The organism is Exiguobacterium sp. s163 (genome assembly GCF_018617135.1).
GTDB lineage: Bacteria > Bacillota > Bacilli > Exiguobacteriales > Exiguobacteriaceae > Exiguobacterium > Exiguobacterium profundum.
On record NZ_JACSJN010000004.1, the window covers coordinates 252834 to 278796 of the forward strand.

Annotated in this window: 26 protein-coding genes; 2 read left to right on the forward strand and 24 right to left on the reverse strand. The window is 48.8% G+C overall.

Annotated elements, in window-relative coordinates:
* Positions 1-17: 17 nt before the first annotated feature.
* The 7 genes from gpsB to recU form a co-directional block, all read right to left on the reverse strand.
* Positions 18-314: a cell division regulator GpsB gene (gene gpsB, locus KNO71_RS12255; RefSeq protein WP_012726115.1), complete on the reverse strand. Its 297-nt coding sequence runs from the start codon at positions 312-314 to the stop codon at positions 18-20.
* Positions 315-318: 4 nt separating this feature from the next.
* Complete coding sequence (locus KNO71_RS12260; RefSeq protein WP_047795387.1) at positions 319-864, reverse strand: SLOG family protein; 546 nt, start codon at positions 862-864, stop codon at positions 319-321.
* On the reverse strand, positions 861-2024 hold the full coding sequence (locus KNO71_RS12265; protein WP_078146763.1) for a ribonuclease H-like domain-containing protein: 1164 nt from the start codon (positions 2022-2024) through the stop codon (positions 861-863). Before KNO71_RS12265 ends, KNO71_RS12260 begins: the two co-directional genes overlap by 4 nt.
* Positions 2021-4270 carry a DEAD/DEAH box helicase gene (locus KNO71_RS12270; RefSeq protein WP_214688840.1) on the reverse strand — a complete coding sequence of 750 codons (2250 nt, stop codon included), beginning with the start codon at positions 4268-4270 and terminating at the stop codon, positions 2021-2023. The genes KNO71_RS12265 and KNO71_RS12270 overlap by 4 nt, the downstream gene beginning before the upstream one ends.
* Before the next feature lie 17 nt (positions 4271-4287).
* Positions 4288-4848, reverse strand: coding sequence for a hypothetical protein (locus tag KNO71_RS12275; RefSeq protein WP_078146761.1), 561 nt, complete (start codon positions 4846-4848; stop codon positions 4288-4290).
* An 80-nt stretch (positions 4849-4928) separates the two neighbouring features.
* Positions 4929-7535: a transglycosylase domain-containing protein gene (locus tag KNO71_RS12280; protein WP_078146760.1), complete on the reverse strand. Its 2607-nt coding sequence runs from the start codon at positions 7533-7535 to the stop codon at positions 4929-4931.
* Positions 7536-7555: 20 nt separating this feature from the next.
* The gene (gene recU, locus KNO71_RS12285; RefSeq protein ID WP_078146759.1) at positions 7556-8182 is read right to left on the reverse strand and encodes a Holliday junction resolvase RecU; all 627 of its coding nucleotides are present in this window, start codon (positions 8180-8182) and stop codon (positions 7556-7558) included.
* Between the two features lie 357 nt (positions 8183-8539).
* Here recU and KNO71_RS12290 point away from each other — a divergent pair, with 357 nt between their 5' ends.
* The gene (locus KNO71_RS12290; RefSeq protein WP_214688841.1) at positions 8540-9391 is read left to right on the forward strand and encodes a DUF3800 domain-containing protein; all 852 of its coding nucleotides are present in this window, start codon (positions 8540-8542) and stop codon (positions 9389-9391) included.
* A 38-nt stretch (positions 9392-9429) separates the two neighbouring features.
* Here KNO71_RS12290 and nth read toward each other — a convergent pair whose 3' ends face one another.
* The 14 genes from nth to bshB1 form a co-directional block, all read right to left on the reverse strand.
* Positions 9430-10089: an endonuclease III gene (nth, locus tag KNO71_RS12295; RefSeq protein WP_074037165.1), complete on the reverse strand. Its 660-nt coding sequence runs from the start codon at positions 10087-10089 to the stop codon at positions 9430-9432.
* A complete protein-coding gene (locus tag KNO71_RS12300; protein WP_214688842.1) occupies positions 10089-10673 on the reverse strand; it encodes a DnaD domain-containing protein in 585 nt (194 codons plus the stop codon). The genes nth and KNO71_RS12300 overlap by 1 nt, the downstream gene beginning before the upstream one ends.
* A gap of 62 nt (positions 10674-10735) precedes the next feature.
* Positions 10736-12037: an asparagine--tRNA ligase gene (gene asnS / locus KNO71_RS12305; RefSeq protein WP_031423961.1), complete on the reverse strand. Its 1302-nt coding sequence runs from the start codon at positions 12035-12037 to the stop codon at positions 10736-10738.
* A gap of 20 nt (positions 12038-12057) precedes the next feature.
* Complete coding sequence (locus KNO71_RS12310; RefSeq protein WP_214688843.1) at positions 12058-13245, reverse strand: pyridoxal phosphate-dependent aminotransferase; 1188 nt, start codon at positions 13243-13245, stop codon at positions 12058-12060.
* A 20-nt stretch (positions 13246-13265) separates the two neighbouring features.
* Entirely contained in the window at positions 13266-13751 is a 486-nt protein-coding gene (locus KNO71_RS12315) for a hypothetical protein (protein WP_015881493.1), read from the reverse strand.
* On the reverse strand, positions 13748-13933 hold the full coding sequence (locus tag KNO71_RS12320) for a YpmA family protein (protein ID WP_015881492.1): 186 nt from the start codon (positions 13931-13933) through the stop codon (positions 13748-13750). The genes KNO71_RS12315 and KNO71_RS12320 overlap by 4 nt, the downstream gene beginning before the upstream one ends.
* 65 nt (positions 13934-13998) lie before the next feature.
* Positions 13999-16809: an ATP-dependent DNA helicase DinG gene (dinG, locus tag KNO71_RS12325; protein ID WP_214688844.1), complete on the reverse strand. Its 2811-nt coding sequence runs from the start codon at positions 16807-16809 to the stop codon at positions 13999-14001.
* Between the two features lie 106 nt (positions 16810-16915).
* Positions 16916-17299 carry an aspartate 1-decarboxylase gene (panD, locus tag KNO71_RS12330; RefSeq protein WP_015881490.1) on the reverse strand — a complete coding sequence of 128 codons (384 nt, stop codon included), beginning with the start codon at positions 17297-17299 and terminating at the stop codon, positions 16916-16918.
* A gap of 5 nt (positions 17300-17304) precedes the next feature.
* Entirely contained in the window at positions 17305-18135 is an 831-nt protein-coding gene (gene panC / locus KNO71_RS12335) for a pantoate--beta-alanine ligase (protein ID WP_214684451.1), read from the reverse strand.
* The gene (gene panB / locus KNO71_RS12340) at positions 18135-18968 is read right to left on the reverse strand and encodes a 3-methyl-2-oxobutanoate hydroxymethyltransferase (RefSeq protein WP_214688846.1); all 834 of its coding nucleotides are present in this window, start codon (positions 18966-18968) and stop codon (positions 18135-18137) included. The genes panC and panB overlap by 1 nt, the downstream gene beginning before the upstream one ends.
* Positions 18969-19193: 225 nt before the next feature.
* Positions 19194-20156 carry a biotin--[acetyl-CoA-carboxylase] ligase gene (locus KNO71_RS12345; RefSeq protein WP_214684453.1) on the reverse strand — a complete coding sequence of 321 codons (963 nt, stop codon included), beginning with the start codon at positions 20154-20156 and terminating at the stop codon, positions 19194-19196.
* Positions 20129-21268: a CCA tRNA nucleotidyltransferase gene (locus tag KNO71_RS12350; RefSeq protein ID WP_078146750.1), complete on the reverse strand. Its 1140-nt coding sequence runs from the start codon at positions 21266-21268 to the stop codon at positions 20129-20131. The genes KNO71_RS12345 and KNO71_RS12350 overlap by 28 nt, the downstream gene beginning before the upstream one ends.
* Positions 21265-22386, reverse strand: a complete 1122-nt coding sequence (bshA, locus tag KNO71_RS12355) for an N-acetyl-alpha-D-glucosaminyl L-malate synthase BshA (RefSeq protein WP_078146749.1) — start codon at positions 22384-22386, stop codon at positions 21265-21267. The genes KNO71_RS12350 and bshA overlap by 4 nt, the downstream gene beginning before the upstream one ends.
* Positions 22383-23066 (reverse strand): bacillithiol biosynthesis deacetylase BshB1, encoded by a 684-nt coding sequence (bshB1, locus tag KNO71_RS12360; RefSeq protein WP_015881484.1) that lies wholly within the window; start codon positions 23064-23066, stop codon positions 22383-22385. Before bshB1 ends, bshA begins: the two co-directional genes overlap by 4 nt.
* A gap of 112 nt (positions 23067-23178) precedes the next feature.
* On the opposite strand from bshB1, the gene KNO71_RS12365 reads away from it, so the two are divergent.
* Positions 23179-24054 carry a YitT family protein gene (locus tag KNO71_RS12365; RefSeq protein ID WP_078146748.1) on the forward strand — a complete coding sequence of 292 codons (876 nt, stop codon included), beginning with the start codon at positions 23179-23181 and terminating at the stop codon, positions 24052-24054.
* 42 nt (positions 24055-24096) lie between these two features.
* Here KNO71_RS12365 and KNO71_RS12370 read toward each other — a convergent pair whose 3' ends face one another.
* From KNO71_RS12370 to KNO71_RS12380, 3 genes are all read right to left on the reverse strand, one after another.
* Positions 24097-24555, reverse strand: coding sequence for a GreA/GreB family elongation factor (locus KNO71_RS12370; RefSeq protein ID WP_214688848.1), 459 nt, complete (start codon positions 24553-24555; stop codon positions 24097-24099).
* Between the two features lie 64 nt (positions 24556-24619).
* Positions 24620-25303: a zinc metallopeptidase gene (locus KNO71_RS12375; RefSeq protein WP_015881481.1), complete on the reverse strand. Its 684-nt coding sequence runs from the start codon at positions 25301-25303 to the stop codon at positions 24620-24622.
* A 38-nt stretch (positions 25304-25341) separates the two neighbouring features.
* Positions 25342-25959, reverse strand: coding sequence for a DUF1405 domain-containing protein (locus tag KNO71_RS12380; protein ID WP_214688850.1), 618 nt, complete (start codon positions 25957-25959; stop codon positions 25342-25344).
* Positions 25960-25963 lie beyond the last annotated feature (4 nt).

The following is a 25963-nucleotide window of genomic DNA, read 5'->3' on the forward strand; positions in this document are numbered from 1 at the left end:
ACTCCACCCCCTATTCGTTATTCGCTTGGACCGACTTGCTTTCCAAAGACCGCTTTTTCAAGATTTGAAATTCGGCGTAACATGTCATAATTTGAAGCAACCGGCTGTGCTGGTTTAGCCGGTTCCGATACAGGCGCAGGTTCCCGTCGCAACGAGTCGTTTTCTTTTTGAAGACGCTCGATTTCTTTCGCCATTTTTTCATAATCGCGAATGACGACATCTAAAAATTGATCGACTTCTTCTTGTGAATAACCACGTAACGCGGTCTTGAATTCTTGTTTATAAATCGCTTCTGCTGTTAATTCCGTTTGCATCATATCACTCCCATTGTTGTTCCCATTGTTTTTCTTCTTCAATGACTCGTAAGTCTTCTTGTGTGATCAAGAAAACTTCCATGTTCGGCTTTCGCCGAGCCCCATCGACTAGAAACCGGGGACTTCCTTCCGTTTCTTCGTCATACAAGGTGATCAATCCTTCTGCTTTATCTAAAAAGAACGCTGTTTTTGCCCGTAGCTGACTCGGGTCTTCGTATGGACGCTGTGTCAGCGGCTCAAAAAAGTCTGCCTCGAGTTGCAGTTGCACAAATAGTTCTTGTTCGAATGGTTTATAGCGCTCATCCATGTTTAAGAACGGCGGAAATACGGCGATTTTAATCGGATATGTTTCTCTTAACTCTAACAATACTTGTCCGGCCCACAATTCACAACCATTCGTTCCACTAAATATGAACCATTCAGCACCTAATTCGATGACTTCAAGTATCTTTTTCCGGTAAGCTTCTTGAATGATTTCAATACCCGGATGATCCGCTTTGAAGATACCGAGTTCATGAGGACGATATCCTGTGACGGCTACTACTTTCATGTTCGCTTCCTTTCTAGGCGAGCACGGCGATGTTCTAACGCATCTTTCTCGCGTTGCATCGTTTGACGTAACACCGTCCGCTTTTGATCAAGAATCTCTAACGCTCGCTCCGTGTAATCCATCGCTAAAGCCACGTCCTTTTGTTTATGCTCTGCATATTTGGCAAGTTCGACGTACCCTTCAATCGTATGAATCGATTCAAACAGCGGAATGGCCTCCTCGAATCGTCCAGCTCGTTTTAATAACATCGCTTGCCGCATGATGGCACGCTTCGATGGACTCGGGAGTTGCTCAAACTCCCTCAGCGCTTGATCTTGTTCGCCAAGGTCATGTAGCCAGTGGGCACGTTCCTCTCCGAAATCAGTTACCGGGGTCGTGACAAGCTGACTGAGACGCGTATACAACGAGACGAGGCTTAAACAGTCCGCATGATGGTGCTCAAGGACCGGCAGCAATATTTCTGGATTCCGCTCTTTGACGTATTGAAAATAGTGCATCGGTGCCAAGAAGCCAGGAAGGTCATCCCTTCGTTCATGACCAAAGTATGCTTCGACCGCTTTTAATGATACTGATTCTAGCCTCGGTTTTAACAATCGTCTTGCAGCGTGAAGTAAATCGACATGACCCACTGAAGGTAATTGTTTCACCCGTGATTTGACGAACGTGTGTCTCGTCTTGATTTGAGGCCAATCAAATGACTTCCCGTTATAGGTGACGAATCGTACCTCATCTCCGATGTCTTGCAAGAAATGATAGTAAAAGGCGGTTTCAAACGCCGGATGAGGTAACACGTATTGAATCATTTCAAGTTGTTCCGCACGAATCCGTGCAAACCCGATTAAAAAAATCGACGTTCCAGACCCACGTAAACCGGTCGTCTCCGTATCCATGAACAGGACTTGGTCGGGGTCTAAGTCGACGGCGAAAAACGGATGCTCGGTTCGAGCCATCATCTGTCCTGCTTCTCCAAACTCGAAGTCGTGATACACCTCATCAAGGGGATATGTCTTCCGGATCCGGACGCACCATTCCCCCTCAAACGTTAAAATCTCGCCCCCATGATCCTTCCACTTTTGTTGCTCCACTTCGTCAGGGGTCGCAACACTAGCTTTTGGGGCAGGTTCGTTCGTTTTGATTAATCTAGATAGTTTAGCTTTCATATCGTTCCTTTCAATCCTTGCAACTGGCGAATGACTTGCTGCTTGAAGTCACCGTATCCAACCATGCCGACACAACGGGGACATCCGCTCTCACACGGACAGTCGGATACCGTCCGTTCTGCCGCTTCAAGCACCATGTCTGCATCTTTAAAGAGCGCCTCGCTGAGCCCGATTCCTCCAGGATAGCGGTCATACAGATAGACGGTCGGCTTACTCGTATGTGTCGACTTCATCTGAATCGTTGTGAATAAATCAAGCGTGTCACACATGAGATAGAGTGGTGCAAGCCGTCTCATCAAATCACTGACCGCTTCAAGTTGATCTTCGAGGTCCGCCTCCGAGTAGGCGAATCGCTCATCCAACGTGAACCATGTCGCTGTCGTATGCAGCTCTCGCTCCGGTAGATGAATCGGGCCCGACCCGATGTTCTCATGCGTCCCAAATTTTATTTTCTTGAACAAAGTGGCCATCGCGATGACCGATACCTCACCAAACGTCTTCGCTCCATCTGTCTTATTCTCTTCAAGCACCTTCAGTTCAACGGCTAAATTCGCATCTGTGTAGTAGTCGACGTCAACTCGGCGAACATACGCTTTCTTCTCCTCAAAATCGAGTTTTTCGACCTGATATTGCTCGGCTCCATGTAAGTATATCGCTTCATCATGTAACAACGTCATGGCACTGAACGTGTCCATTTCACCGATGACTTGATGTTTTGCCGTCTGATCAACGATGACGACATTTTCTTGATCACTCGTCCGAAGCGAGATGTCATGAGCCGGAAATGAATCCGTCATCCAATAATATCTATCAGCCCGTTCATGCAAGACGTGAGCATCCGTCAAAAACTCTAATATATCTTCCGTATCGACCGTTCCGAATCGCTCTCCTTTTTGAAAAGGCAACTCGAATGCGGCGCATTTCATATGGTCCACTAAAATAATCAAGTTATTCGGGTCAAGCCGGGCCGCTTCCGGTGAACGTTCTAAAATCATGTCCGGCTGTTCGACGACGAGTTGATCGAGTGATGACGAGGATGCGACAAATACAACGAGTGATTCTGAATGGCGGCGTCCGGCCCGACCAGCCTGCTGCCATAAGGAAGCGACCGTTCCAGGATACCCATTTAAGACACACGCTTGCAGTTGGCCGATATCGACACCGAGCTCCAACGCGTTTGTCGAGACGACCGCCTTGATTTCCCCGTTCCGTAACCGCCGTTCGATTTCTCTACGTTCAGATGGAAGATAGCCGCCACGGTAACCGACAATAGACTTTGGTCCGAGCTCCCGACGTGTCAATTCCTGCAAATAGGTCAATAGCACCTCGACACGTACGCGCGACCGCGCAAATACAATCGTTTGAATGTTCGCTTCCACGAGCCTCGAGGCGATTCGTTTCGTCTCGAGCGTCGCGCTTCGACGAATTCCGAGTGCTTCGTTGACGACAGGCGGGTTGTAGAACACAAGATGTTTCTTCCCTTGAGGTGCCCCGTTCCGATCGATTAAAACGACTTCTTCTTCCGTCAATAGCTCGGCAAGTTCAAGCGGGTTCGCGATGGTCGCTGAGGTCATGATCCATTTCGGATGACTGCCATAATAGGCACAGATTCGCTTCAAGCGTCGAAACACGTTCGCCACATGACTTCCAAATACGCCACGATACGTATGGAGTTCGTCGACGACGATATATTCTAAGTTCTCAAAAAGACGAATCCATTTCGTATGATGAGGTAAGATCCCGGAATGTAGCATATCCGGATTCGTGATGACGATATTCCCCGCATCGCGGATTTTTGTTCGTGCCGCAGGTGAAGTGTCTCCATCATACGTGAAGCATCGTAAATTCCCTTCAAGGGCTTCGACCATCTCCATCAAGTCACTGTTTTGATCTTGCGCGAGTGCTTTTGTCGGGTAAAGATAAAGCGCACGGGCTGTAGGTTTTTCAATCATCTTCGATAGGACGGGCAAGTTGTAACAAAGCGTTTTTCCTGAAGCCGTCGGTGTCACGATGACCGTCGAATGACCACCCGCCGTTTGTTTCACAGCCTCGGCTTGATGCGTGTACAGCTGCTCGATTCCTCGATTCTTAAGTACATTCGCCAATTGTTCAGGCACTTGTTCTGGAATTGGGGCATATTGTGCCGGACGAGCGTCGACCGTGTGCCAATGACGTACGTGGTTTGAAAAACCTGGATCGTCTTTTAGTTGTTTGATCATTTCTTCGACAGAGCGAGATTTTCGCATCCAGTCACCTTCTTTCATTACGCATTCGAAGGGGCAAGATCCGCTACGACTTGTCGGATTTGATGAATCCGTTCATCTCGTACCACTCTCGATACGGCGGGCATCTGAAAGATGGCCATCTCGTTAAATGTAGCAGCGACATGCTCATTCTCTTCTTCGAGGCGGATGAGCGCATCTGAAAACAGACGTTGCGTCGACCGTCCGAACAAGACGATGGTATGTAGTTTCGTACATTTTGAATGAACCGCTAAAAGATGTTTGACGTAGCGTTGCACCGTTTTATAATAATCTTCGTTTGTTGAGCTGAGTTGACGGTTGCCACGAAGAAGTTCCGGATAATAGGATTCTTCGCCCGTGAACATGGTCTCGACTCCGATTCGTTTCAAGTAAGCATGTCCGATCGCTTCGGCGACGGTTTGGTCCTGGATGAGACGCCCAAACGGTATCGACTCTTTTAAGAGCACATGTGAAAGCTTTAACCCGAGATGTCCACCGAGAGGCACGCCGAAATCATCGTCTTGCAGTCGATCTATGACAAGTAGTACTTTCATCTTGCGTTTTAAAGAGAGTTGAACCATGTGTCACCATCCTGTTCCCTTTCTTTTCATTATAGCAAAGTCAAACGAAAAACAGGGCGAACAATGTCGCCCTGCTTTCCTTAGTTATTCCCATTGTTTGAATTGCCATTTCCACGATTCGTGTCAGACGATTCACCATTGGATTGTCCCTCTAACGGAGTTCCTGAATCATCTCCGTCAGTTGGTTCGTCTGTTCCTTCGCCAGAACCTTCATCCGTTGCCGGTTCATCAGGAGTTTGTTCGCCGGTGGTATCTTCTCCGTTTCCGTCTCCGTTACCATTTCCGTTTTCATTCCCGTTCCCGTTATTTTCGTCTGATGGTTCATCTTCGGAATTTTCCTCGTCAGAAGGGTTTTCCTCTTCTTCCTTTGGCTCTTCTTTCGGTTCGATTGAGTAGCTCGCTTGCGCCGGTGCCGATTGCTGCTCACCCGTCAACGGGTTCGTTGCATTCGCGACAATGGTAAACGTTGTGTCTCCTTCGGCCAAGTTTGCAATATTTACACTCGTCTCCCCGGTCGTTCCGACGACTTGCTCACTTCCGTCAGCTGACTTCTGTGTCACTGTGAACGTGACATCCGTATAGCCATCTGCTTGCGCACCATCGAAATCGTATGACCATGAGACAGAACCAGTTTGGGCTTCTTCGTCATAGTTGACACTTGCCCCAGTCGGAGCAACCAACTTCTCAGGTTGAAGATCTTTTGGTTTTGTCCCTTTTACATAGAGTTCATTGCCAAGTGACAAGACTGAGTCCGGACGTTGGAATCGATCCGGTTGTCCCGTCGCATTCGTCACTTGTTGCATCATGTACTCGAAATAGTATTGGGCGTAGTTCGGTTTATTAGCAGTCTCACTAGCACCGCTCACTTTACCCGTCCAAACGGAAATCGAGTAGTCCGTCGTATATCCAGTAAACCACTTGTCTTGCTCATCGTTGGTCGTTCCCGTCTTACCTGCCACGTCCCAAGGGAAGGCACCGGGTTCATACGTCCCGTTCGCACCGCTCACGACATCACGAAGCATGTCCGTCAACATGTATGCCGTATAGTCTTCCATTGCCTGCTTCGCTTTGATTGGCGAATTGATGCTTGAACCGTCATTGAATTCAATTTTTTGAATCAAATGCGGTTTTGTATACATTCCATTCGTCCCAAAGGCAGCATATGCCGCTGCCATTTGAGTCGTGCTCGCTTCAGCGGCACCGAGGGCGTTCGCTTCTAATACTTCCTCTCCGGCGTACATCGGTTCAACGCCGAGGTTTTTTGCAAAGGACTCGATGGCCCCTTGACCAAATTCATCACGAACTTCTTGGAAAGCTCGAACAGCAGGTGTGTTCCCTGAAATCGTTAAGAAATACCGCATCGTGTTTTGACCACGATATTCTTGATAATAGTTGTTTGGTTTATAGGACCCCTCGAGCGGTGCATCGAGTAAGATCTTCCCTGTCGACCATTGTCCGTTCTCGATTCCTGGACCGTAATCAAAGATCGGTTTGGCCGTCGAACCGATTTGACGTTTTTCATTCGAATAATCACGATACGATTTGTCACCTTGTTTTGCCTGTTGACTATCGATGATCGCGACAATTTCACCAGTCTTCGTATTCAATACCGTTGCACCCATGCGGAGTTCGTCGGCCGGGAAGCTTCCGCCTGGAATGTTCACGTTATCCGATTTAATGTCACTATTGAATTTTGTATGCAACTCTTTGTTGATAGACGTATAGACTTTTAAACCTGTTCCATAAATGTCTGACTGTTCTAGACCGTAATCTTCTTCAAGCTCGGCTTGGACTCGTGAATAAATCGCACGTGTGAACGCTTCTTCTTCCGTCTCTTCACCAGGTGAGATGACGTCAGCAATGGCGACATCAAGTGCCTCATTGTACTGTTCCTCAGAAATATGTCCGTCACGTTTCATCGCAGACAGGACTTGCTCTTGACGGTAGCGGGTCAACTCCTGATCACCATTGATTGGATCATAGGCACTTGGACGTTGTGGGAGACCGGCAAGAATCGCGGCCTCTTGATAATTGACCTCAGAGACCGGCTTGTTGAAGTAACGTTTCGATGCAGTTTGCACACCATATCCACCACTACCGTAATAGTTTTTGTTCAAGTACATCTCTAAAATCTGTTCTTTCGTATACTCACGCTCGAGTTTGAGTGCGAGCCATTGTTCTTGCAGCTTACGTTTCAACTTCTTATCTGTCGAAAGGAATGACTGCTTGACCAATTGTTGCGTGATGGTCGATCCACCTTCCGCACCGAAACCGTCTGTCAAGTTGGCAACGACGGCTCCGCCGATTCGACGTAAGTCAATCCCATTATGCTCATAGAAACGACGGTCTTCGATTGACACGACCGCTTGTTGCATCACTTCAGAAATGTCGTCGATTGAGACATACTCGCGAATCTGACCTGCCCCTTCGAGCGGTTCTCCTTCAGCCGAAATCAACTGAATCGGGTACGTATCGACAAGCTTTTCTTCATCTAGCTCTGGTGCCGTCGCAATGGCATATACCGTATAGGCGCCGAATGCGATTACCGCAGCAATAAATAACATGAAGCCTAATAAAAAGATGCGTTTCCACATCGGTTTCTTACTTTTCGTCTTTGGTTGTTTCCCAGTTTTTTTGCGTTTATTCGTCGTCGAATCTTGTCGACGTGCGACCCTACTTCGCTCCATTCATGGTTCACTCCTTCTATTCAATCGAGCCATTGATCGAGCACCGTCAAATAATCAATCGACGGTAAGGCTCTCGTCGGAACTTCAATCGCTTCCTTTTCGATAAAGCTGAGCGGAATCGATTTTCGCCCCGTTAATCGTTGTTCCCACCACCGAACAAGTTGCTCGGTGGTCAATACATATTGCGTATTATAGCGACTAAAGCGGATGATGACAAAACAAATCCCTCCATGACGTTCACACTCACGCATGTGGGCGATTTGGTGGTCATGAAAATTGCCGAGTGGAAACGACGTCTTATTATTCGTTTCTTTCGCTTCAAAGTCAATGTACCTGCCACGATAAACACCGTTGTAATCGGTCGTAGATGCCTGTTTGAAATAGGCTTCCGTTACTTTGGCGGCACTTCGCTTCGGGTAGTCGACTTTGACGATTTGGAGAGGGGTTGGTTTTTTGTGGATGACGGCTCGTTGATGAATCCGATAAAATTCATTCGTTTCATTTAATAGCGTCTCCAAGTTCATTCCGCGATTCGCATAGGTTTGAGAATTCGATGATTGCTTCGAAATTCCTTCCCCCTTTGTTGTCTTTGTCACGTTTGCCTTTTTACCGTTTGGATAATGGAACAATGTCGTCACCCCATACATACATATTAACAGGTCGGTCCACTCGTTCCTTCCGTCTCAGGTCTGATTGTCGACTTCTGTCGGTCGACACTTGTGTGGATTTACCGCAACACATATCGTACCAAACTCCCGTATGTTAAACTAGTATGTAAGCGATTGTGTATCCAAATTGAAAAGCTCTCGTTATGTATATCCCGATTGTTTTTCTATGATAATAGCACCCTTAGTGTTTATCCAAGATGACACACCGATAAACCTAATTGATGTCATTCTCGAAAAAAATGTGCAATACCTGTGCAATAGATTGACCAAATCACCATTTGGAAATAAAATAGGATGCTTAAAGACGTTACTGTTAATCCGTTTTGGAGGGATTGGATGGAAAGTGGAAAGAAGTATGTCATGTTCGTCGACGAGACAGGTACGCCGAAGGGGAACACGCAATTTAACTTGACGGGCGTGCTGATGGAATATAAGTATTCAATCGATGCAGACGAAACTGGACTACCGTGTGAATTGAAACGACGTCTTCAGGCGTTCAAACGAGATGTGTTCAAAACGGAGCATATCCCACTTCATTTAAAAGAAATTTTAAAAGCGGAACATCCTTACGGAAAAGAAGATGGGGTCACGATTGATATGTTGCGCGACTTTTGGGATAAACTCCCTGAATTTTTGCGAGGAATCGACTGTACAATCGTCAGTGTCGAGGTCGATAAACAGAAGCTTCATGACTTTTATTCGACGCCCAAAGATCCGTATGTCGTCGCATTCGCTCACCTGATGAAGTCATTCTATGCGTTTTTAGAAGAAACAGAGGCAGTAAGTGCCCGTGTCGTCCTGGAATCCCGAGACGATTATCAGAACTTACTGATTCAAAAAGCATTCTTTGATATTTTCAACTCAGGTACCGTTCATTTAGACGTTGAAAAGAGCCGTCAAAAAATCAAAGGCTTCATCTTCTCTGAGAAGCAGAACACGATGTATCAATCTGGGTTAGAAATCGCGGACCTTGTCTGTCTGCCACTTTCTCGCGTTCGTCGTGGCGTGATTGAAGTGAAACCACGGTTCGTCCATTATGGGGACGAGAACCGAATCTTTAAGGCCATTAAGGACAAAATTTACATCCGTAAAGAAAGTCCGGACCAAGATTTCCGAAACTGGGGCTTCAAAAAAGTGCCGATCACGAAAAAACGTCGCGAATGGAGCGACCATCCTTGGAATCATTAAGCAAAAACGCATCGACACCTTGCGTGTCGATGCGTTTTTTATGTGGTGACTTTCTGTGACTTCATTCGTTTCTTTCCTTCACGGCACATATGCAAGAGTGGGCATGCCTCACAGCCTGGGCGTTGTGCCTTGCAATGATATCGTCCGAAGAAGATGAATTGATGATGAAGTTGTGACCATTCCTCGCGTGGAAACTTTTTCATTAATGTATCCTCGACTTGGCGGACATTGTCTTTCCAGCGACAAATACCGAGACGTTTGGATACTCGTTCCACATGCGTGTCAACCGCAAACGCCGGTTCATGGAATGCAACAGAAAGGACGACATTGGCTGTCTTACGACCGACTCCAGGGAGCGCCTCCAACGATGCTCGGTCAGAAGGGACAATTCCACCATGCTCGTTCACAATTTTTTCTGAGAGTGCTTTTACATTCTTCGCTTTGTTACGGTACAGACCAATCCGTTTAATCAATGCCTCAATCTCAGACACGTCAGCCGCTGCCATCGCCTCGACAGTCGGAAACGCTTCAAACAATCCTGGTGTCACCTTGTTGACGAGCGCATCCGTCGCTTGTGCGGAGAGCGCGACGGCGACGACCAATTCGAATGGATTTTGATGCGTCAACTCGCAATGAGCATCCGGGAACATCTGCTTCATCGTATCTGACACTTCCTGTAATTGTGCTCGCGTCAACATCACTTATTCCTCCGTTGATATTCCACGACATCCTCGAGCGATTCGACATGATGATCTTGCCAAACACGCAGGATTTTGTCCATGTATTTGAAGTTTCGCACGTTTCGAAGTTTCGCTTCCCGAAGCGCGGCCATGATGAGTTCCTCGCTAAAGCCATCTTCCGTCATCCAGCCGACGATTTGTTCAATCTCGAACGGGGTGATCGTTCCGAATTCCCGCTCAAACGTATGAATGATATTCTCATTCAGTGTCTGCTGGGGCGCAACTTTCTCTTCCCCTTGTAACGCTTCGAAAAGTGGCAATAGGCTATATCGCTCACCATCACTTGAAGCGTCAATGGCGATCAACTCTTTTTGCAATAGACCGAGGAGTACTGATCGCGCCTCATTCTCCGAAACATTCAAGCGTTTCCCTAACTCGCTCGGGAGCGGCATGACGATGCCTTCCCCAGCCATTTCAAGAAGATGGACAATCAGACTGAACTCGACGGGTGACAAGTCGAGGCGTCTCGCATCGGTGAACAGCTTTCGTGGAATGACGACCGGACTTTGTTCGAATAATTGAATCAATTGATGTGCATCCATGTCGCACTTCCTTTCTAAGACACATCAATCGGGGAGGACATGACGTCTTCCCCGATTAATCGTTAAGGGTGAATTCGGTTTAATAAACGTGGGAATGGAATCGCTTCACGGATATGTTCGATTCCACTGATCCATGCGACTGTACGCTCGAGACCAAGTCCGAAACCAGAGTGTGGGACCGAACCGTATTGACGAAGTTCAAGGTACCAATCATACGCATCCGTTTCGTCGAGACCTTCTTTGATGATTTCTTCTTTTAGACGATCGTAGTCGTCCTCACGTTGAGATCCCCCGATGATTTCACCATATCCTTCTGGAGCAATCAAGTCTGCGCACAGAACGAGTTCTGGGTTCTCAGGGTCTACTTTCATATAGAACGGTTTGATTTCTTTTGGCCAATGCGTGATGAATACCGGCTGATCATGTGCGTTGGCAATCGCCGTCTCGTGCGGTGCACCGAAATCATCCCCGTATTCAATGTCATCGAATCCTTCTGCCTTCAAGAACTTGATGGCATCTTCGTAACGAACGCGTGGGAACGGCGCTTGTACTTGTGCCAATTTCTCAAGGTCACGTCCGAGTAGTTCCAATTCATTTTTACAGTTCGCAAGTGCCGACTGTGCAATGTATGAGACGTACTGCTCTTGAATCTCGAGGTTCATGTCATGATCGACAAATGCCATCTCCGGCTCGATCATCCAGAACTCAATCAAGTGACGACGTGTTTTTGATTTCTCCGCACGGAACGTTGGACCGAATGAGAATACTTTTCCGAGGGCCATCGCCGCGGCTTCCATGTACAATTGCCCCGTCTGAGAAAGGTAGGCCGACTGACCGAAATAGTCTGTCTCGAACAATTCTGTCGTCCCTTCCGGTGCACTGCTCGTAAGGATTGGCGGATCGATTTTGACGAATCCTTCTTTATTAAAGAATTCATACGTCGCACGGATGATTTCGTTACGAACTTTCATAATCGCGTGTTGGCGACGTGAACGGAGCCATAAGTGACGGTTGTCCATCAAGAATTCCGTTCCGTGTTCTTTCGGTGTGATTGGATAATCAACCGATTCCGCAATCACTTCTAAATCTGTCACTTCCAATTCAAATCCGAGTGGTGTACGTCCACCATCAGATTTGACATTCCCTGTGACCCAAACCGACGTTTCTTGCGTGATCCCTTTGGCAAGTGTAAATAACTCTTCCGCCACATCAGCTTTTACAACGACCGCTTGAGCAAAACCGCTACCGTCACGTAATTGAAGGAAAGCAATCTTTCCACTTGAACGTTTGTTGGCAATCCACGCGCCTACACGGACAGATTGGCCTTCATAGTCTTTAAATTGGTTAATCGAAATAGTTGTCATGTTCATTTCCATCCTTTCGCTTATCGAGCGCGCTTCGTAACGAAGTCTTCCACTCGATCGAGCGCTTCTAATACGCGTTTTAATTCAGTTGCATAGGATAATCGTACGTAATCGTCTTGTCCGAAGCCAGAACCAGGCACGAGTGCCACATTTGCTTCTTCAAGAACAGCTTCACACCAAGCATCGACAGTGTCATAGCCACTCTCTGTGGCCGCGACCTTCGCGTTGGCATATAAGTAAAATGCACCTTGCGGCTTCAAACACGTGATGCCAGGAATTTTGACGAGACGGTCGTAGACGATTTCAAGTCGTTCCTCGAACGATTGACGCATCATTTCCACATCTTCTTGTGGTCCATTGTATGCCTCTACCGCAGCCGCTTGTGCGACAGATGTCGGGTTGGATGTCGAGTGTGAGGCCAAGTTCGTCATCGCCCCGATGATTTTTGCGTCCCCAACGGCATATCCGATTCGCCAACCTGTCATCGCGTGAGATTTCGAGACACCATTGATAATGATGGTGCGTTCACGCATATTCGGAAGGGTCGCAATCGATACGAACGACGCATCACCGTAAATCAACTTTTCGTAAATCTCATCACTGACGACGAGAAGATTGTGGCGAAGAACGACATCGGCGAGTGCCTGTAGCTCTTCTTTCGTATAAATCATTCCCGTCGGATTGGATGGGCTGTTCAAGATGACTGCCTTCGTACGAGCAGTGATCGCACTCTCGAGTTGCGTTGGCGTCAATTTAAATGACGTCTCTTCATTCGTGTCGACCAAGACAGGTGCCCCGTCCGCCAATTTGATTTGTTCCGGGTAACTGACCCAGTATGGGGCTGGGACAATCACTTCGTCCCCTTCATCTAGAATAGCTTGGAACAAAGCGTAAAGGGCATGTTTCGCACCTGAAGCCACCATCACCTCGTTGCGTTCGAACGACAATCCACTATCGCGTTTCGTCTTTTCAATGATGGCATCTTTCAACGCGACTGTCCCGCCAGATGGCGTGTATTTTGTGTCTCCATCTCGAGCGGCTTGACAAGCAGCATCGATGATTCGTTCTGGTGTGTTGAAATCAGGTTCACCCGCGCCGAGACCAATGACATCTTTGCCTGAAGCTTTCAGTGCCTTCGCCTTAGCTGTGATCGCCAAGGTAGTCGATGGCGTGAGTTGTTTTACACGTTTCGCTAATAGATGTTCCATCATAATCCCCCTCTAATTCATTACATTTGATCGGTCAATTGGACCCGTCGAATAAATTCTCCGGTCTGAAGCGTATAGTACGAATACGTATAAGACGCATCCGCTTTCGTGACCACTTCGATGAGTGCCCGTTCGTCAAAACCAATCTTACAGCTGACCAGTTGTCCGCCTGTCTCCTCAACAGACTTCGAACAGACGTCAGTAGCGTCCACTTCACCGATTTCTCGTTGCTCGATCTCCAGCTTTTTATCCAATGGGACAAACCAAATGGACTTTCCGTCTACTTCTGGGAAGACGACATATGCCTCTGTCCCATTGAACAGTTCTCCCTGACCCACTCTCGCGTCTGGAGATTCTTCAGCCAATCGTGCCATCGCCGTTTCGACGAGCTTTTCTTTTTGATTCTCTGTATGACCGATGGTGAATCGATACATCACGCTAAAGACAAGGACGACACCAATCAGTGCCGCCAGTAATGAGACGATCCATTTTGCCTTTCTGGTCATTCTGTACGATAGATGGTGAAGACCATCTCTTCCTTCTTCGGATCATTCACTTTCTTCTCAAGTGACAAACCGAACATTAAATCCTGACTCTTTAAGGTCCGATTCAATAAGTCGACAATTTTGTAGACGTCCGCAGTCGGTTCGATGCGCACGCTCGCCAGCGTCTCAATATTCGAGTTCATATTGACTCCTCCTCCAAAAACACTATACGTATCATTATAAAACGATAATATCGTGATGCCTAGCGTTATCTGTCATTTCGTGCCACAGACTTTTCCTTCTCGTCTAAGAACAACTCTAACTCGGATAACGACGTTTCAAGCGTTCCTTCAATCCGGTCAACTTTAGGCAAGCTGTTGATGAACTGTTTGCCGTAACGCGTCGTCTCCACACGCCGGTCGAACACGAAGACGGCACCATAATCCCCTTTCGATCGAATCAATCGACCGACACCTTGTTTGAAGCGAATGACCGCTTGGGGCAAGGATAACTCAAAGAACGGTGATTTCCCCATCGCTTCAATTTTCTCAGAACGAGCTTGCATGATCGGCTGGTCGGGCGGTGCGAAGGGAAGTCTTACAATGACAAGGCATGTCAACGCCTCCCCCGGAATATCGACACCTTCCCAAAAGCTAGCTGTTCCAAAGAGAATCGACTGCTCCATCCGTTTGAACTGTTTCGTCAAGCGGCTACGTGAGCCACCGCTCACACCTTGTGCGAGAAGTGTATAAGACGGATCAAGGTGATCTTTCACTTGTTCATAAGTGAGTCGAAGCAATTCGTTTGAAGTGAACAAGACGAGCATCCTTCCTTTCGTCACGTTCGCGATTTGGACAATCGACTGGGCCGTCTGATCGACGAACTGAGGGAGCGGCACTTCATTGATCAACGGGAAGTCCGACGGTACAAACAGTTTGGACTGTTCTTTGAAGTTGAATGGCGACGGTAAGACGACTCTTCGAACCGGTTCTCCTTCTAATCCGAGGCGTCGTTCCATAAAGCTGAACTTCCCTGAGACCGTCATCGTCGCTGATGTTAAGATTGTCGGTCGCTTCTTAAACAGACGTTCATGCAACAGCGGTCCGATTTCGACCGGTTGGGTGTACACCGAGGTTAATTTCCGATTTCCTAAATTCAGTTCGACCCAGCTGACCGCATCATCGTCACGCGTCAGCATCGTCTCATAGATGACACTCTCGAGTTCGCGCACGTCTCCAATCAACGTTTTTAAATCACCGAGAAGGGCGCGCTGTTTGAACGTCATATGTTCTTTACGTTCATCGAGCAGGCGATGAAGATGTCGGAGTGACGTCCGCAACGTCCGTAGTTTGTCCTCGAGTCGATTGGCCACTTCTCGAATTGGTCTAAACGTTGCGCCTTCCCGCTCGAAACGAACCGTTTGTCGAGGCTCTTTTTTCTTACCTAACGATTGAAGAGACGTCAGAAGATCTTCGAGTTCTTCCTCGACCCGAGCAAGGGCCGAATCGATCTGTTGACTGAATGCCTCTGCCTCTTCGGTTACAGATGTCAAATCGGCTAGCTGGATAATGCGAGAATGGAATTTGCCATCCGCTCCGTAGCCGAACCATTTGAAGAGACGGTCAAATTGAATCGCATCAAATGTCACACCGAAATGATGAGAGGCCACTTCTTCGACTTGATGGGCCTCATCTAATACGAGAGGCGTGTCCGTCGGTAAAATGCCTGCCTGATGCTGTAAGTCCGAGAACAGTAAGGCATGATTGGTCACAATCAGGTCCGCTTCTTTCGAGCGCAACACGGCTTTCGTGAAAAAGTCACGGCTATACCACGGATCGAACCGTCCAAAATCACTTGAAGCATCTGCTTGAATCAAACGCTTGAACGAAGCGGGTCCTTGTGTCGCTGAGCCCGGAAATGAAAGTTCCTCTAAGTCCCCGGTCTCGGTCTCAGTGAGCCAGACGAGCACCATCGCTTTACACATCGATGCCAAAAGACCATCATTCGATTCGTCGAGCACCATCTCGAACTTGCGTAAATCGATATAATTGCGTCTTCCTTTCAACAACGTGAATTCAATCTCAGGAAAAATCTGACGAAGAACAGGCAAGTCTCGATTTAACAACTGTTCTTGCAATTGAATGGTATGCGTACTAATGACGACCGGGCGTTTCGTCTCGAGGGCATGGTGGGCACTCGGAATCAAGTACGCAAGCGTCTTACCCGTTCCCGTACCCGCCTCGACTAACAATGTTTCCTCATCGTCTAACGCTTTATAGACGTGACGCATCATTTCGAATTGACTCTGTCTCGGTTCAAACTGATCAAACAGTGAAGGGAGCGTCTCTTCAATCGTCCGCAAAAGGAACGGCTCGAACGGTTCACGTTCTGTCGCCGGGACGAACGCATCTACCGGTCGTCGTAACGCAATTTTGCGGTGGATATCAAAACGGGTTTCGTCGTCTGGACGAATCCCAACCTCAAGGATGATCTCATCGAGTAACGGTTCGATATGACTCGTCCATGATTCTGATAACTCTCGAAGTCGTTTCAGCGTCACCATCGGTAAATCGCGCAAACGGTCGAGCATCCGGATGAAGAGCTCTGCCGTCGCCTCTGCATCACTGAGTGCCCGATGTGCGTCTGTATGTACGAGGTCAAACGTATCCGATAGCGCTTCTAACGCATGGCTCTCTAAAGTCGGATACAGGATACGGGCCAATTCGACTGTATCAATAGCTCTCCCTTGAAACGCAAGGTAACCCGCTTGTTCAAGACTCTCGTTTAGAAAAGTTAAATCAAATGCGACGTTATGCGCGACAAATACCCGTCCATCCAGCATTTTCCAAATGTCGGGAATCACATCTTCAAATGTAGGTGCGTCACTTACATCTTCGTCACTAATCGTTGTCAATTGCGTAATAAAAGGTGGGATTGGTCGACTCGGTCGAATCAAGGTGCTGTAGCGTTCAATCACTTCGCCCTCTTGTACGACGACCGCCGCAAACTCAATCAATTCATCTCCGGACTTAACGGAATGACCCGTTGTCTCTAAATCCACAATCACATACGTGTCCATAACATCCATCCCATCTTTGGCACGCTCGTGCTTTCTGTCTGTCTCATCTTACCATAGAACGAATAACGAAAAAACGGGGATGCCTCTGTCGACACCCCCGAATCCTTCACAAAATTGTATGAGCAATCTCTTCGTAAAGAAGTTGATCGACCTCATTTTGTTCGTTCAACACGGCTACTTTTGGACGATGCGTTTTCGCCTCTTCCGCTGTCATTTGACCGTACGCCATGATGATGACCACATCACCGACCTGGAAATGACGTGCTGCCGCACCGTTCAAACAAATCACGCCTGACCCACGTTCCCCTTTGATGACATACGTCTCGATGCGAGCACCATTATGGTTGTTCGTAATGTGTACATGTTCATTCTCCATGATGCCGACCGCATCCATCAAATCCTCATCGATTGTAATCGAACCGACGTAGTGTAAGTTTGCTTCTGTCACTGTTGCTTTATGAAGCTTTGCGTGCATAAATGTACGAATCATTGGATTCATCCCTTCTTCCAAATCACATTATCAATCAATCGGGCCCGTTCAAACTGAATGGCCACCGCTAACAAGAGTTCAGTCGAGTCGCTCGAGACGGCACCGAGCGTCGGGTAATCGACAAGCTCGACGTAATCGATTTGACTGTTCGGAATCTCGTTCAAACGTTCAGTCAGCTGTCGTTTTACTTCATCAACTTGTTGACCTGCATCGAGTGCCTCTCGCGCCATCGTCAATGCGCTGAAGATCCGACTCGCCTCTACCGTTTCGACATCTGACAAGTAGACGTTTCGAGAAGATTTGGCTAGTCCTGTCTCCTCACGAATAATCGGGCAGCGTCGAATCTCTACCGGTACGAAATAATCTCGGACATATCCTTCAATCAATGCCACTTGTTGGGCATCCTTTAGACCGAAATAAGCGCGTGTCGGTTGAACAAGGTTAAATAATTTCGAGACGATTGTCAACACACCATCAAAATGGCCGGGACGACTCGCCCCACATAATACGTCCGCCCCGTGACGAACGGTCACTCGCGCCATATCAAGGGGATACATTGTCTCCGTCGTCGGATAGAACAGTACATCGACTCCCGCTTCACGTGCCAACTTCTCATCCCGTTCAAAGTCGCGGGGATAACGGTCGAGATCTTCATTCGGTCCGAACTGTGTCGGATTGACAAAAATACTCATGACGACGACGTCATTTTCCCGTCGCGCGTTTTCAACGAGGCTCATATGTCCTTCATGCAAATATCCCATCGTCGGCACGAACCCAATCGTTTGATTCGTTGGTAAAGCACTGCGTAATTCTTCGACGGTCGATACAATTCTCATCATTTTCCTCCATACAACGAGTCGAGCAACGACTCATCCATTGTGAACGTATGACGTTCTTGTGGGAAGTGACCGTTCTTCGTCTCTTCGACATAAGAGCGGATGGCATCCGTCGCCACTTCATTCACGTCTGCATACGCTTGGACAAATTTAGGGAGACGGTCCACCCCATATTTCAATACGTCATGATAGACGAGCACTTGGCCGTCGACATCTGCACCTGCACCGATTCCGATGACCGGAATCGTCAGCTCTTCTGCGATCCGTTTTGCCAATTGATGAGGGACACACTCAAGGACGAGCATCTTCGCGCCAGCACGCTCCGCAGCCAAGCTGTCTTGAAGGAGTGTCTCGGCAGCCTCAAGGGATTTCCCTTGTACTTTATATCCTTCTAGGACGCCAACCGATTGAGGGGTCAACCCTAAATGGGCGACACATGGCATGCCGACTTGTGTCAAACGCTCAATCGTCTGAAGCACGTCACCGGCCCCTTCTAGTTTAATGGCGTCCGCACGACCTTCTTGGAATAAGAGCGATGCTGCCTGTAACGTTCGATCGAAGTCTCCGTGATATGACGCAAACGGCATATCCACCACAACGAACGTATGTTGTGCTCCTCGGCGTACGGCTTTCGAATGATGAAGCATGTCCTCCATCGTCACTGGAATCGTCGAATCATAACCAAGGACGACCATTCCGAGTGAATCACCTACTAAAATCAAATCGACCCCTGCCGATTCGGCAAGTTTGGCTGACGGATAATCATACGCCGTCAACATGACGAGCTTTTCCTGCTCGTTCATCTTTTTTAACAATGTAGTCATCGTGTGCATCTGTTTCTCCTCCTAAACGTGGAGACAGGAAAGAATAAACGCCCTCTTACACAGATGGCAAGAAGGCGCACGAAAAACAAATTCATGGTTTTCATGAGTTAGTGTCCTTCTGTCCCTGTCATAATGATCAAGGCAGACAACTGAATGTGACAGTCTGCAAGCGCGGTACACTTCAAAAATTGATAGCGTCCGACACATTAAGTATAGTCGATGGTCTCGCTTTCATCAATCATTCCACACTGCAATCTCAGCAGAATAGACCGGTTCGACCGTTCCATCCACTTCGAGTAGCAACGCCCCCTCGTCCGAGATGCCACGCATGACACCTGTTCGCGACGTCCGGGACCCACTCAAGGTGACCGACTCATTTAAATAGGCGGCATGTTTCATCCAGTTCAAGCGAACGGGCGCAAATCCCACGTCAAGGAACCGATCGTATTCGGTCTCGAGTTCTGCCAACAGTTCTGCCAATAACTCACTGCGATGATACCGCGTCCCGGTCTCTAAATACAGGGAGGTCGCCCGGTGCGCCAACTCCGTCGGAATGTCATCGCCGTTGACATTCATTCCAAACCCTAAAATGACGGCTTGGATGCGGTCACCTTCCGTTTGCATTTCTGTCAGAACGCCTCCGATTTTCTTGCCATTTAGCAGTAAATCGTTTGGCCATTTGATGGTCACGTCAAGGTCACGTGCATTCAACGCTTTCGCAAACGCACTCGCCGCCATCAAGGTAAGCTTTGATGCGTCGCGAATGGGCAACTCCGGCCTTAAAATCACACTTGCCGCGATATTGACGTGCTTCGGATTGTACCAATTTCGACCGAGTTGTCCGCGCCCTGCCGTCTGTTCCTCGCTCATGACGAGCGTCCCCTCTGGCACGTGTTGTTGCGCCAGCTCATGGGCGATTCGTTGTGTCGTGTCGATTTGGTCAAACGCATGGACGATTTGACCGAACCGTCCCTTCCGATATGACGCAAACGCCGGTTCATCGAATCGGTCACTTTGCTCAAGCAATTGGTATCCTTTTCTTGGGATCGTATGAATCGCATAACCGTCTTGCTTAAGCGTTTCGATATGTTTCCAAATAGCGGTACGTGAAATATTTAATTGACGGGCCAACTCTTGGCCACTCCATACTTCACCATCTTGTAATAGCGTCAGAACACGCCCGCGCGTTGAAGCCATCGTTTCGCCTCCTCTTTCAATACTGTCTCATGGTTCGGTAACTCGTTTAAGATGACGCGTCGTTCGAGGTCGGCTAACAGATGCTTGATCGCTTCCCCTCGTGCCCCGAGCGCTAAGGCGTCCCGGCCGTTAAACTTTAACTCTTTCCGTGACGTCATCGGGAGCGACTGTTTCAGTTCACGGCTTCGGTCTCTCTCCCCGTTCATTCGGAAATAAGTGGAGAGCGTCTGTTCATCCGTCGCATAAATCGTCATCCGGTCAAGCCCTGTCTCACAGAGCTGTGCAAGTGTGCGTGCCTCCCGTTTGATGGCGTTCGACCGTTTCCATGGCGATAGCCAGCCGTCATCCTGTGCATGATAGAGAAAGAGTGCCCACCCGCTGACCGCGTTCACAGGGGTCCGATTGTCCTCTTGGACACGCTGCATCAGTTCGGTCGTCACGTTTGGTAAATGACGATGAATGCCGAGCTCGACCATCTCACCTAGTGCTTTCTTATACGCAGGTCCCGTCAACAGTTTCTCGAATTCGATTGCGATACGCTCCATCGCAATCTGTTCGAGCTTATGACCGAGCCCGCTCGCCGCTTCCCGCAATTCGTCATGTAAGGTGAAGTCGAGCTGTGACATGAAGCGAAGCGCGCGCATGATGCGAAGCGCGTCCTCTCCGAACCGTTCAAACGGACTGCCGACTGTTCGGATGATTCGTTCCTCTAAATCATGTTGGCCACCGAATAAATCGACCACTCGCCCATCATGGAACGCCATCGCGTTCATCGTAAAGTCCCTTCGTAATAAATCCTCTTCAAGCGACACCCCGAGTGCGACATGGTCCGGTCGTCTCGAATCCGAATATGACCCTTCTGAACGGAATGTCGTCACTTCGAACGGATGGTGGTCGAGAATGACCGTGACGGTCCCATGTTCAATACCGGTCGGAACCGACTTCGGGAACAGCGCCATCACCTCCTCCGGGAAGAGGGACGTCGCCAAATCGATATCATCGGGCAGACTCCCGAGCACGTAATCCCGAACAGCACCACCGACGATATACGCCTCGCCCCCATGCTGTTCGATGGTGTCGATGATTTGTTTTGCGTATTCCCATTCTGTCATGATGTCACCACCTGTTCATACAAGCGCTCATATTCGGTCACGATGTCATGTGAGGCGAAACGCCGGGATTTCACCAATCCATTTTGTCGGAACCGTTCTCGTAGCGAACGATTGGTCAAGAGCCGCTCCATCGCAGAGGCGGCCTGGCTTGCATCCCCTTTTGGAACGACGAAACCGTCCTCACCGTCCGTGATCACTTCAGGTAGCCCGCCCGCATCGCTCACGACAGAGGGCACACCTGTCGCCATTGCCTCGAGCGCTACGAGACCGAACGCCTCCTTGTCTGATAACAGGACGTGAACGTCACTGATTGCCAGAAGTGCGGCGACTTGTTCTTGTTTCCCGGCAAAAATGACCTGCTCTTCAAGCCCCATTTCCGTCACGAGTCGACGCATCGCACCCATGAGCGGACCGTCTCCGACGAGCAATAGTTTCTTATTCGGAACATCCATCTGATCGAACGCCTCAAGGACGAGGTCGACGCGTTTGACAGGACGGAAGTTTGAAATGTGGATGGCGACCCGGTCCTCATCCGACAAGCCGTACCGTTCCCGGAGTGTCGGGTCGAGTTGAGGCGTATACACCGATTCATCGATGAAGTTATGGATGACTTGGATCGGTAAATCACTGGCAATCCGCTCTTCTGTCTCTCGTTTCAAACTATGCGAGACCGCCGTGATCGCGTTCGATTGGCGCAATCCATAAAGAATGGCCGGTTTCAGTTCCTCGTCCTCACCGAGCACGGTAATATCGGTCCCGTGTAACGTCGACACGATCGGAGTCTTCACTCCCGCCATCTCGCGACCAAGCGCGGCACAAACGGCATGCGGTACGGCATAGTGTGCATGGATGACATCAAGCCCGAACGATTGGATGACGCTCGCGATTTTCGCTGAGAGCGTCATGTCGTACGGCGGATACCGAAAGACCGAATATTGATTGATTTCGACTTGATGGAACGTGATATTCGGGTGATAGGCGTTCAAACGAAACGGCATGCTGCTCGTAATGAAATGAACGTCATGTCCTCGGTCCGCAAGCTTCATGCCGAGCTCTGTCGCCAATATCCCAGAGCCTCCGACCGATGGATAACACAGAATCCCAATCCGATATGTCATGCGAGCTCACCTGCCTGTTTTACGACATACGGTCGAACGCGCTTCAAGCCTTCCGCATAAGCGACGCCAATCAAGCTCCCAAAATGGCGTTCACGGGCGATGACCCGTTCCACGTACGCATCGGTGAGCGGTGTCTTCACCCCATCGACGGGGGTGAACTGACTCGCGTAACATTGAAGCGCCCGTGTCTTCACTTCGATCGTGTCACTAATATCCACGCACACATCCGGTTCGACGTGAGCATTGATCATATATTGGTACACACTTTCCGGACGATATGCCTCGAGTTCGGGTAAGTACTTCCGAATCCCGGCATTAAACAGCGCCTCTGTCACGAGATGGGCGCAGGCCGCATGGTCCGGATGGCGGTCGACCTCATATGGATAGAGCAAGTGGGTTGGGCGCTCACGGCGAATCAAGGAAACGATTGCCTCGAGCTGCTCTTCTCCCCCGTCAATCCCCCGGTCTTTAAATCCTAGATTGATTCGACGGACACCAAGCACGTCATCAGCCGCACTTGCCTCCTGTCGTCTCGTTTCTACATCACCATTTGAAGAAAGTTCCGCTCTCGTCAAATCGACGTACACAACCTCAGTCTTCTCTTTCGTCCATTGGGCGGTCATGCCGGCGATCCCGATTTCGATATCGTCCGGATGTGCCCCGATGGCTACTACTTTCATCTACATCACCTCTTCTTTGAAAAGTATAGCCGACTCGTTTCTGAATGTCATATGTTCAGGGTAGTCAATCGAACTGTTTTTCGAGTACTCTATCTAAGGGGAGGTGAACCTGATGACGGTACAATTACCGATTCGTGTTCGAAATATTATTTTTATCTTAATAGGTTCTTTTATTTTTGCATTCGGCGTTTATCACTTCAACGTCCAAAACAATTTGGCCGAGGGTGGGTTCACCGGGATCACATTGATTCTCCGCGGACTATTTGATATCTCACCTTCTGTCACGAACTTGGCACTAAACATCCCGCTCTTTTTCATGAGTTACAAGTTGTTAGGTCGAACGACTTTCGTTTATACACTAATCGGGACGTTCTCCTTTTCACTTTGGTACGCACTCATCGCCAAGTATTCGACGCTCGTCATCGACTTGAAGGATGACATGGTGCTCGCCAGTTTGTTCGCCGGTCTCTTCATCGGAGTCGGTCTTGGAATCATCTTTAACAATGGCGGGACGACGGGCGGCGTCGATATCATCGCGCGACTCGTACAACGCTATATCGGCTGGTCGATTGGGAAGACGTTTCTCATCTTTGACTTCTTTGTCATCGTCCTCAGTTTGACATACCTCGACATTCGTGAGGCGATGTACACACTCCTCGCCGTCTATATCGGGGCACGCGTCATCGACTCGATGCAAGAAGGAACGTATGCCGGTAAAGCGGCGATGATCATCAGTGACCACCGCACTGCTATCGCCGACGGTATTCATGCGACGATGAACCGGGGCACGACCCGACTGCTCGCAAAAGGCGGTTATTCGAACCGAGAACTCGAGGTCTTATATGTCGTCGTCGGCCGTAACGAAGTGAACCGTTTGAAGACAATCGTCAAACAGATCGACCCGCATGCGTTCGTCACGTTCCATCACGTGTATGAAGTCGGGGGCGAAGGGTTTACGTTCGATGAAAATCGGATGCCTTTGAAATAAGCAAAAAAATCGCCTCGTTCACAGGGATGAACGGGCGATTTTTTATGATTCGATGTGGAGCACCTCGACTTGAATCGTACCTCCTGGCGTTTCCACTTGAATCATTTGCCCCATTGTCGCCCCCATCAAACGACGACCGAGTGGCGATGTCACGGAGATGCTTCCTCGGTCTAGATCTGCTTCTGCCTCACTCACGATTCGATAGCGCTCGGTCTCTTCTTGTTGCACTTCCCGAATCACGACCTGATTTCCGAACGTCACGACTTCCGACTGAACGGATTCGACGATGGTCGCGTCGTCAAGGAGGCGATTCAGTTCTAATACATCCGCCTCGATCCGCTCATATTGACGTACCGCTTCAGTGTAGGTGACGTCTTCGCGGAAATCACAAAACTTTCGAGCTGTCCGCAACCGTTCACGCGCATCCGTCCGCTCTCTTCTTAGCATCGCAAGTCGATTTGTCAATTGGTGATGACCCGTCTCGGTCAGCTTCGGTTTCATTGACAACATTTCCTTTCAACAAAAAATAAAAAAATCCCGCCTACCGACGGGATTCCATTCAATCCTATTCCTCACGTGGCATAAAGACGATGAGTGCCAAACGAATAAGTTCGGCAACCGCAACGAGCGTTGCAGCGACGTAAGTCCAAGCCGCGGCATTCAACACTTTACGTGCACCAGTCTCTTCTGTCGCCGTCACGATTCCGTGAGACGTCAATTGCGCCATCGCTCGTTTCGATGCATCGAACTCGACCGGTAACGTGATCAACTGGAACACGACCGCCCCGAGCATCATGATGACACCGAGTTGAGCCAACCCGAGTGCCCCGAATAAGAAACCACCGAGCAACAATGGGAAAGACAAGTTCGACGTGATGTTGACGACCGGAACAAGACTATGGCGGACGCGCATCATCTTATAGTCTGTCGCATCTTGAATGACGTGACCGATCTCGTGCGCAGCGATCGCGGCAGACGAGATTGTCGACCCTTGATACACTTCGCGAGACAAACGAACGACTTTATTGACCGGGTCATAGTGGTCGCTCATGAGTCCATCGACCATTTCGATTCTCACGTTGTGCACACCGTTTTGTTTCATGATGAAATCAGCGACCTGTGCACCTGTGACACCGCTTTGGAGCGGTTGTTTCAAAAACTGCTTATACGTACTTTTCACTCGCATCTGGGCCCATAAGGGGATGAGCATGATCAGTGCAAGATAGAAAATATAGCCACCTAATGACATTTTCTATTTCACCTCTGCATGTATTTGATAATTTGATTTTACATTCTTATGACCTTATTTTCAAGCGATGGGCGTAGTACGAACGCATATCCCATAAAAAAACATAATCCGGTCAACCAGAAAGAGCCGTAGCCGATCCACATGATATGTTCCGCGAGTGACGGATAGCGCGGCCATTGACCGAGCACATAATCGACGACGTCATTATGAATTACCCAAATCAATGAACAGACAAACGAAGTAATGGTCCATTTCATGAATGGTGCGTAGATGAGTGCTTGAAGCGCCATCGCACCATGAGAGACCATCAACATGACAGCCATCAAGATGGTCAAGGTCGGCGCATCCGGTGGTAACGTACCGAGATACATGATGTTCATGATTACGGCCCAGACCCCGTATTTGACCAACGTGATGAAGGCGAGTGTCTCGAACAACGGGGAGCGCTTGTTAGCTAACCAAAGTCCGAGAACAATCGTAAAGAAAAATGATGCCGTCGGACTATCCGGTACGAACAGCCAATAGATGTACGGTGTGTCACGCAATTGAGGCTCATACCAGATATATCCGTAAATCGTCCCTCCCAAGTTGATGATCAATAAAACAGTCAGTACAATCCGATGCATCAAGAACGGTTTTAAAAACATGGGGTTCATTATC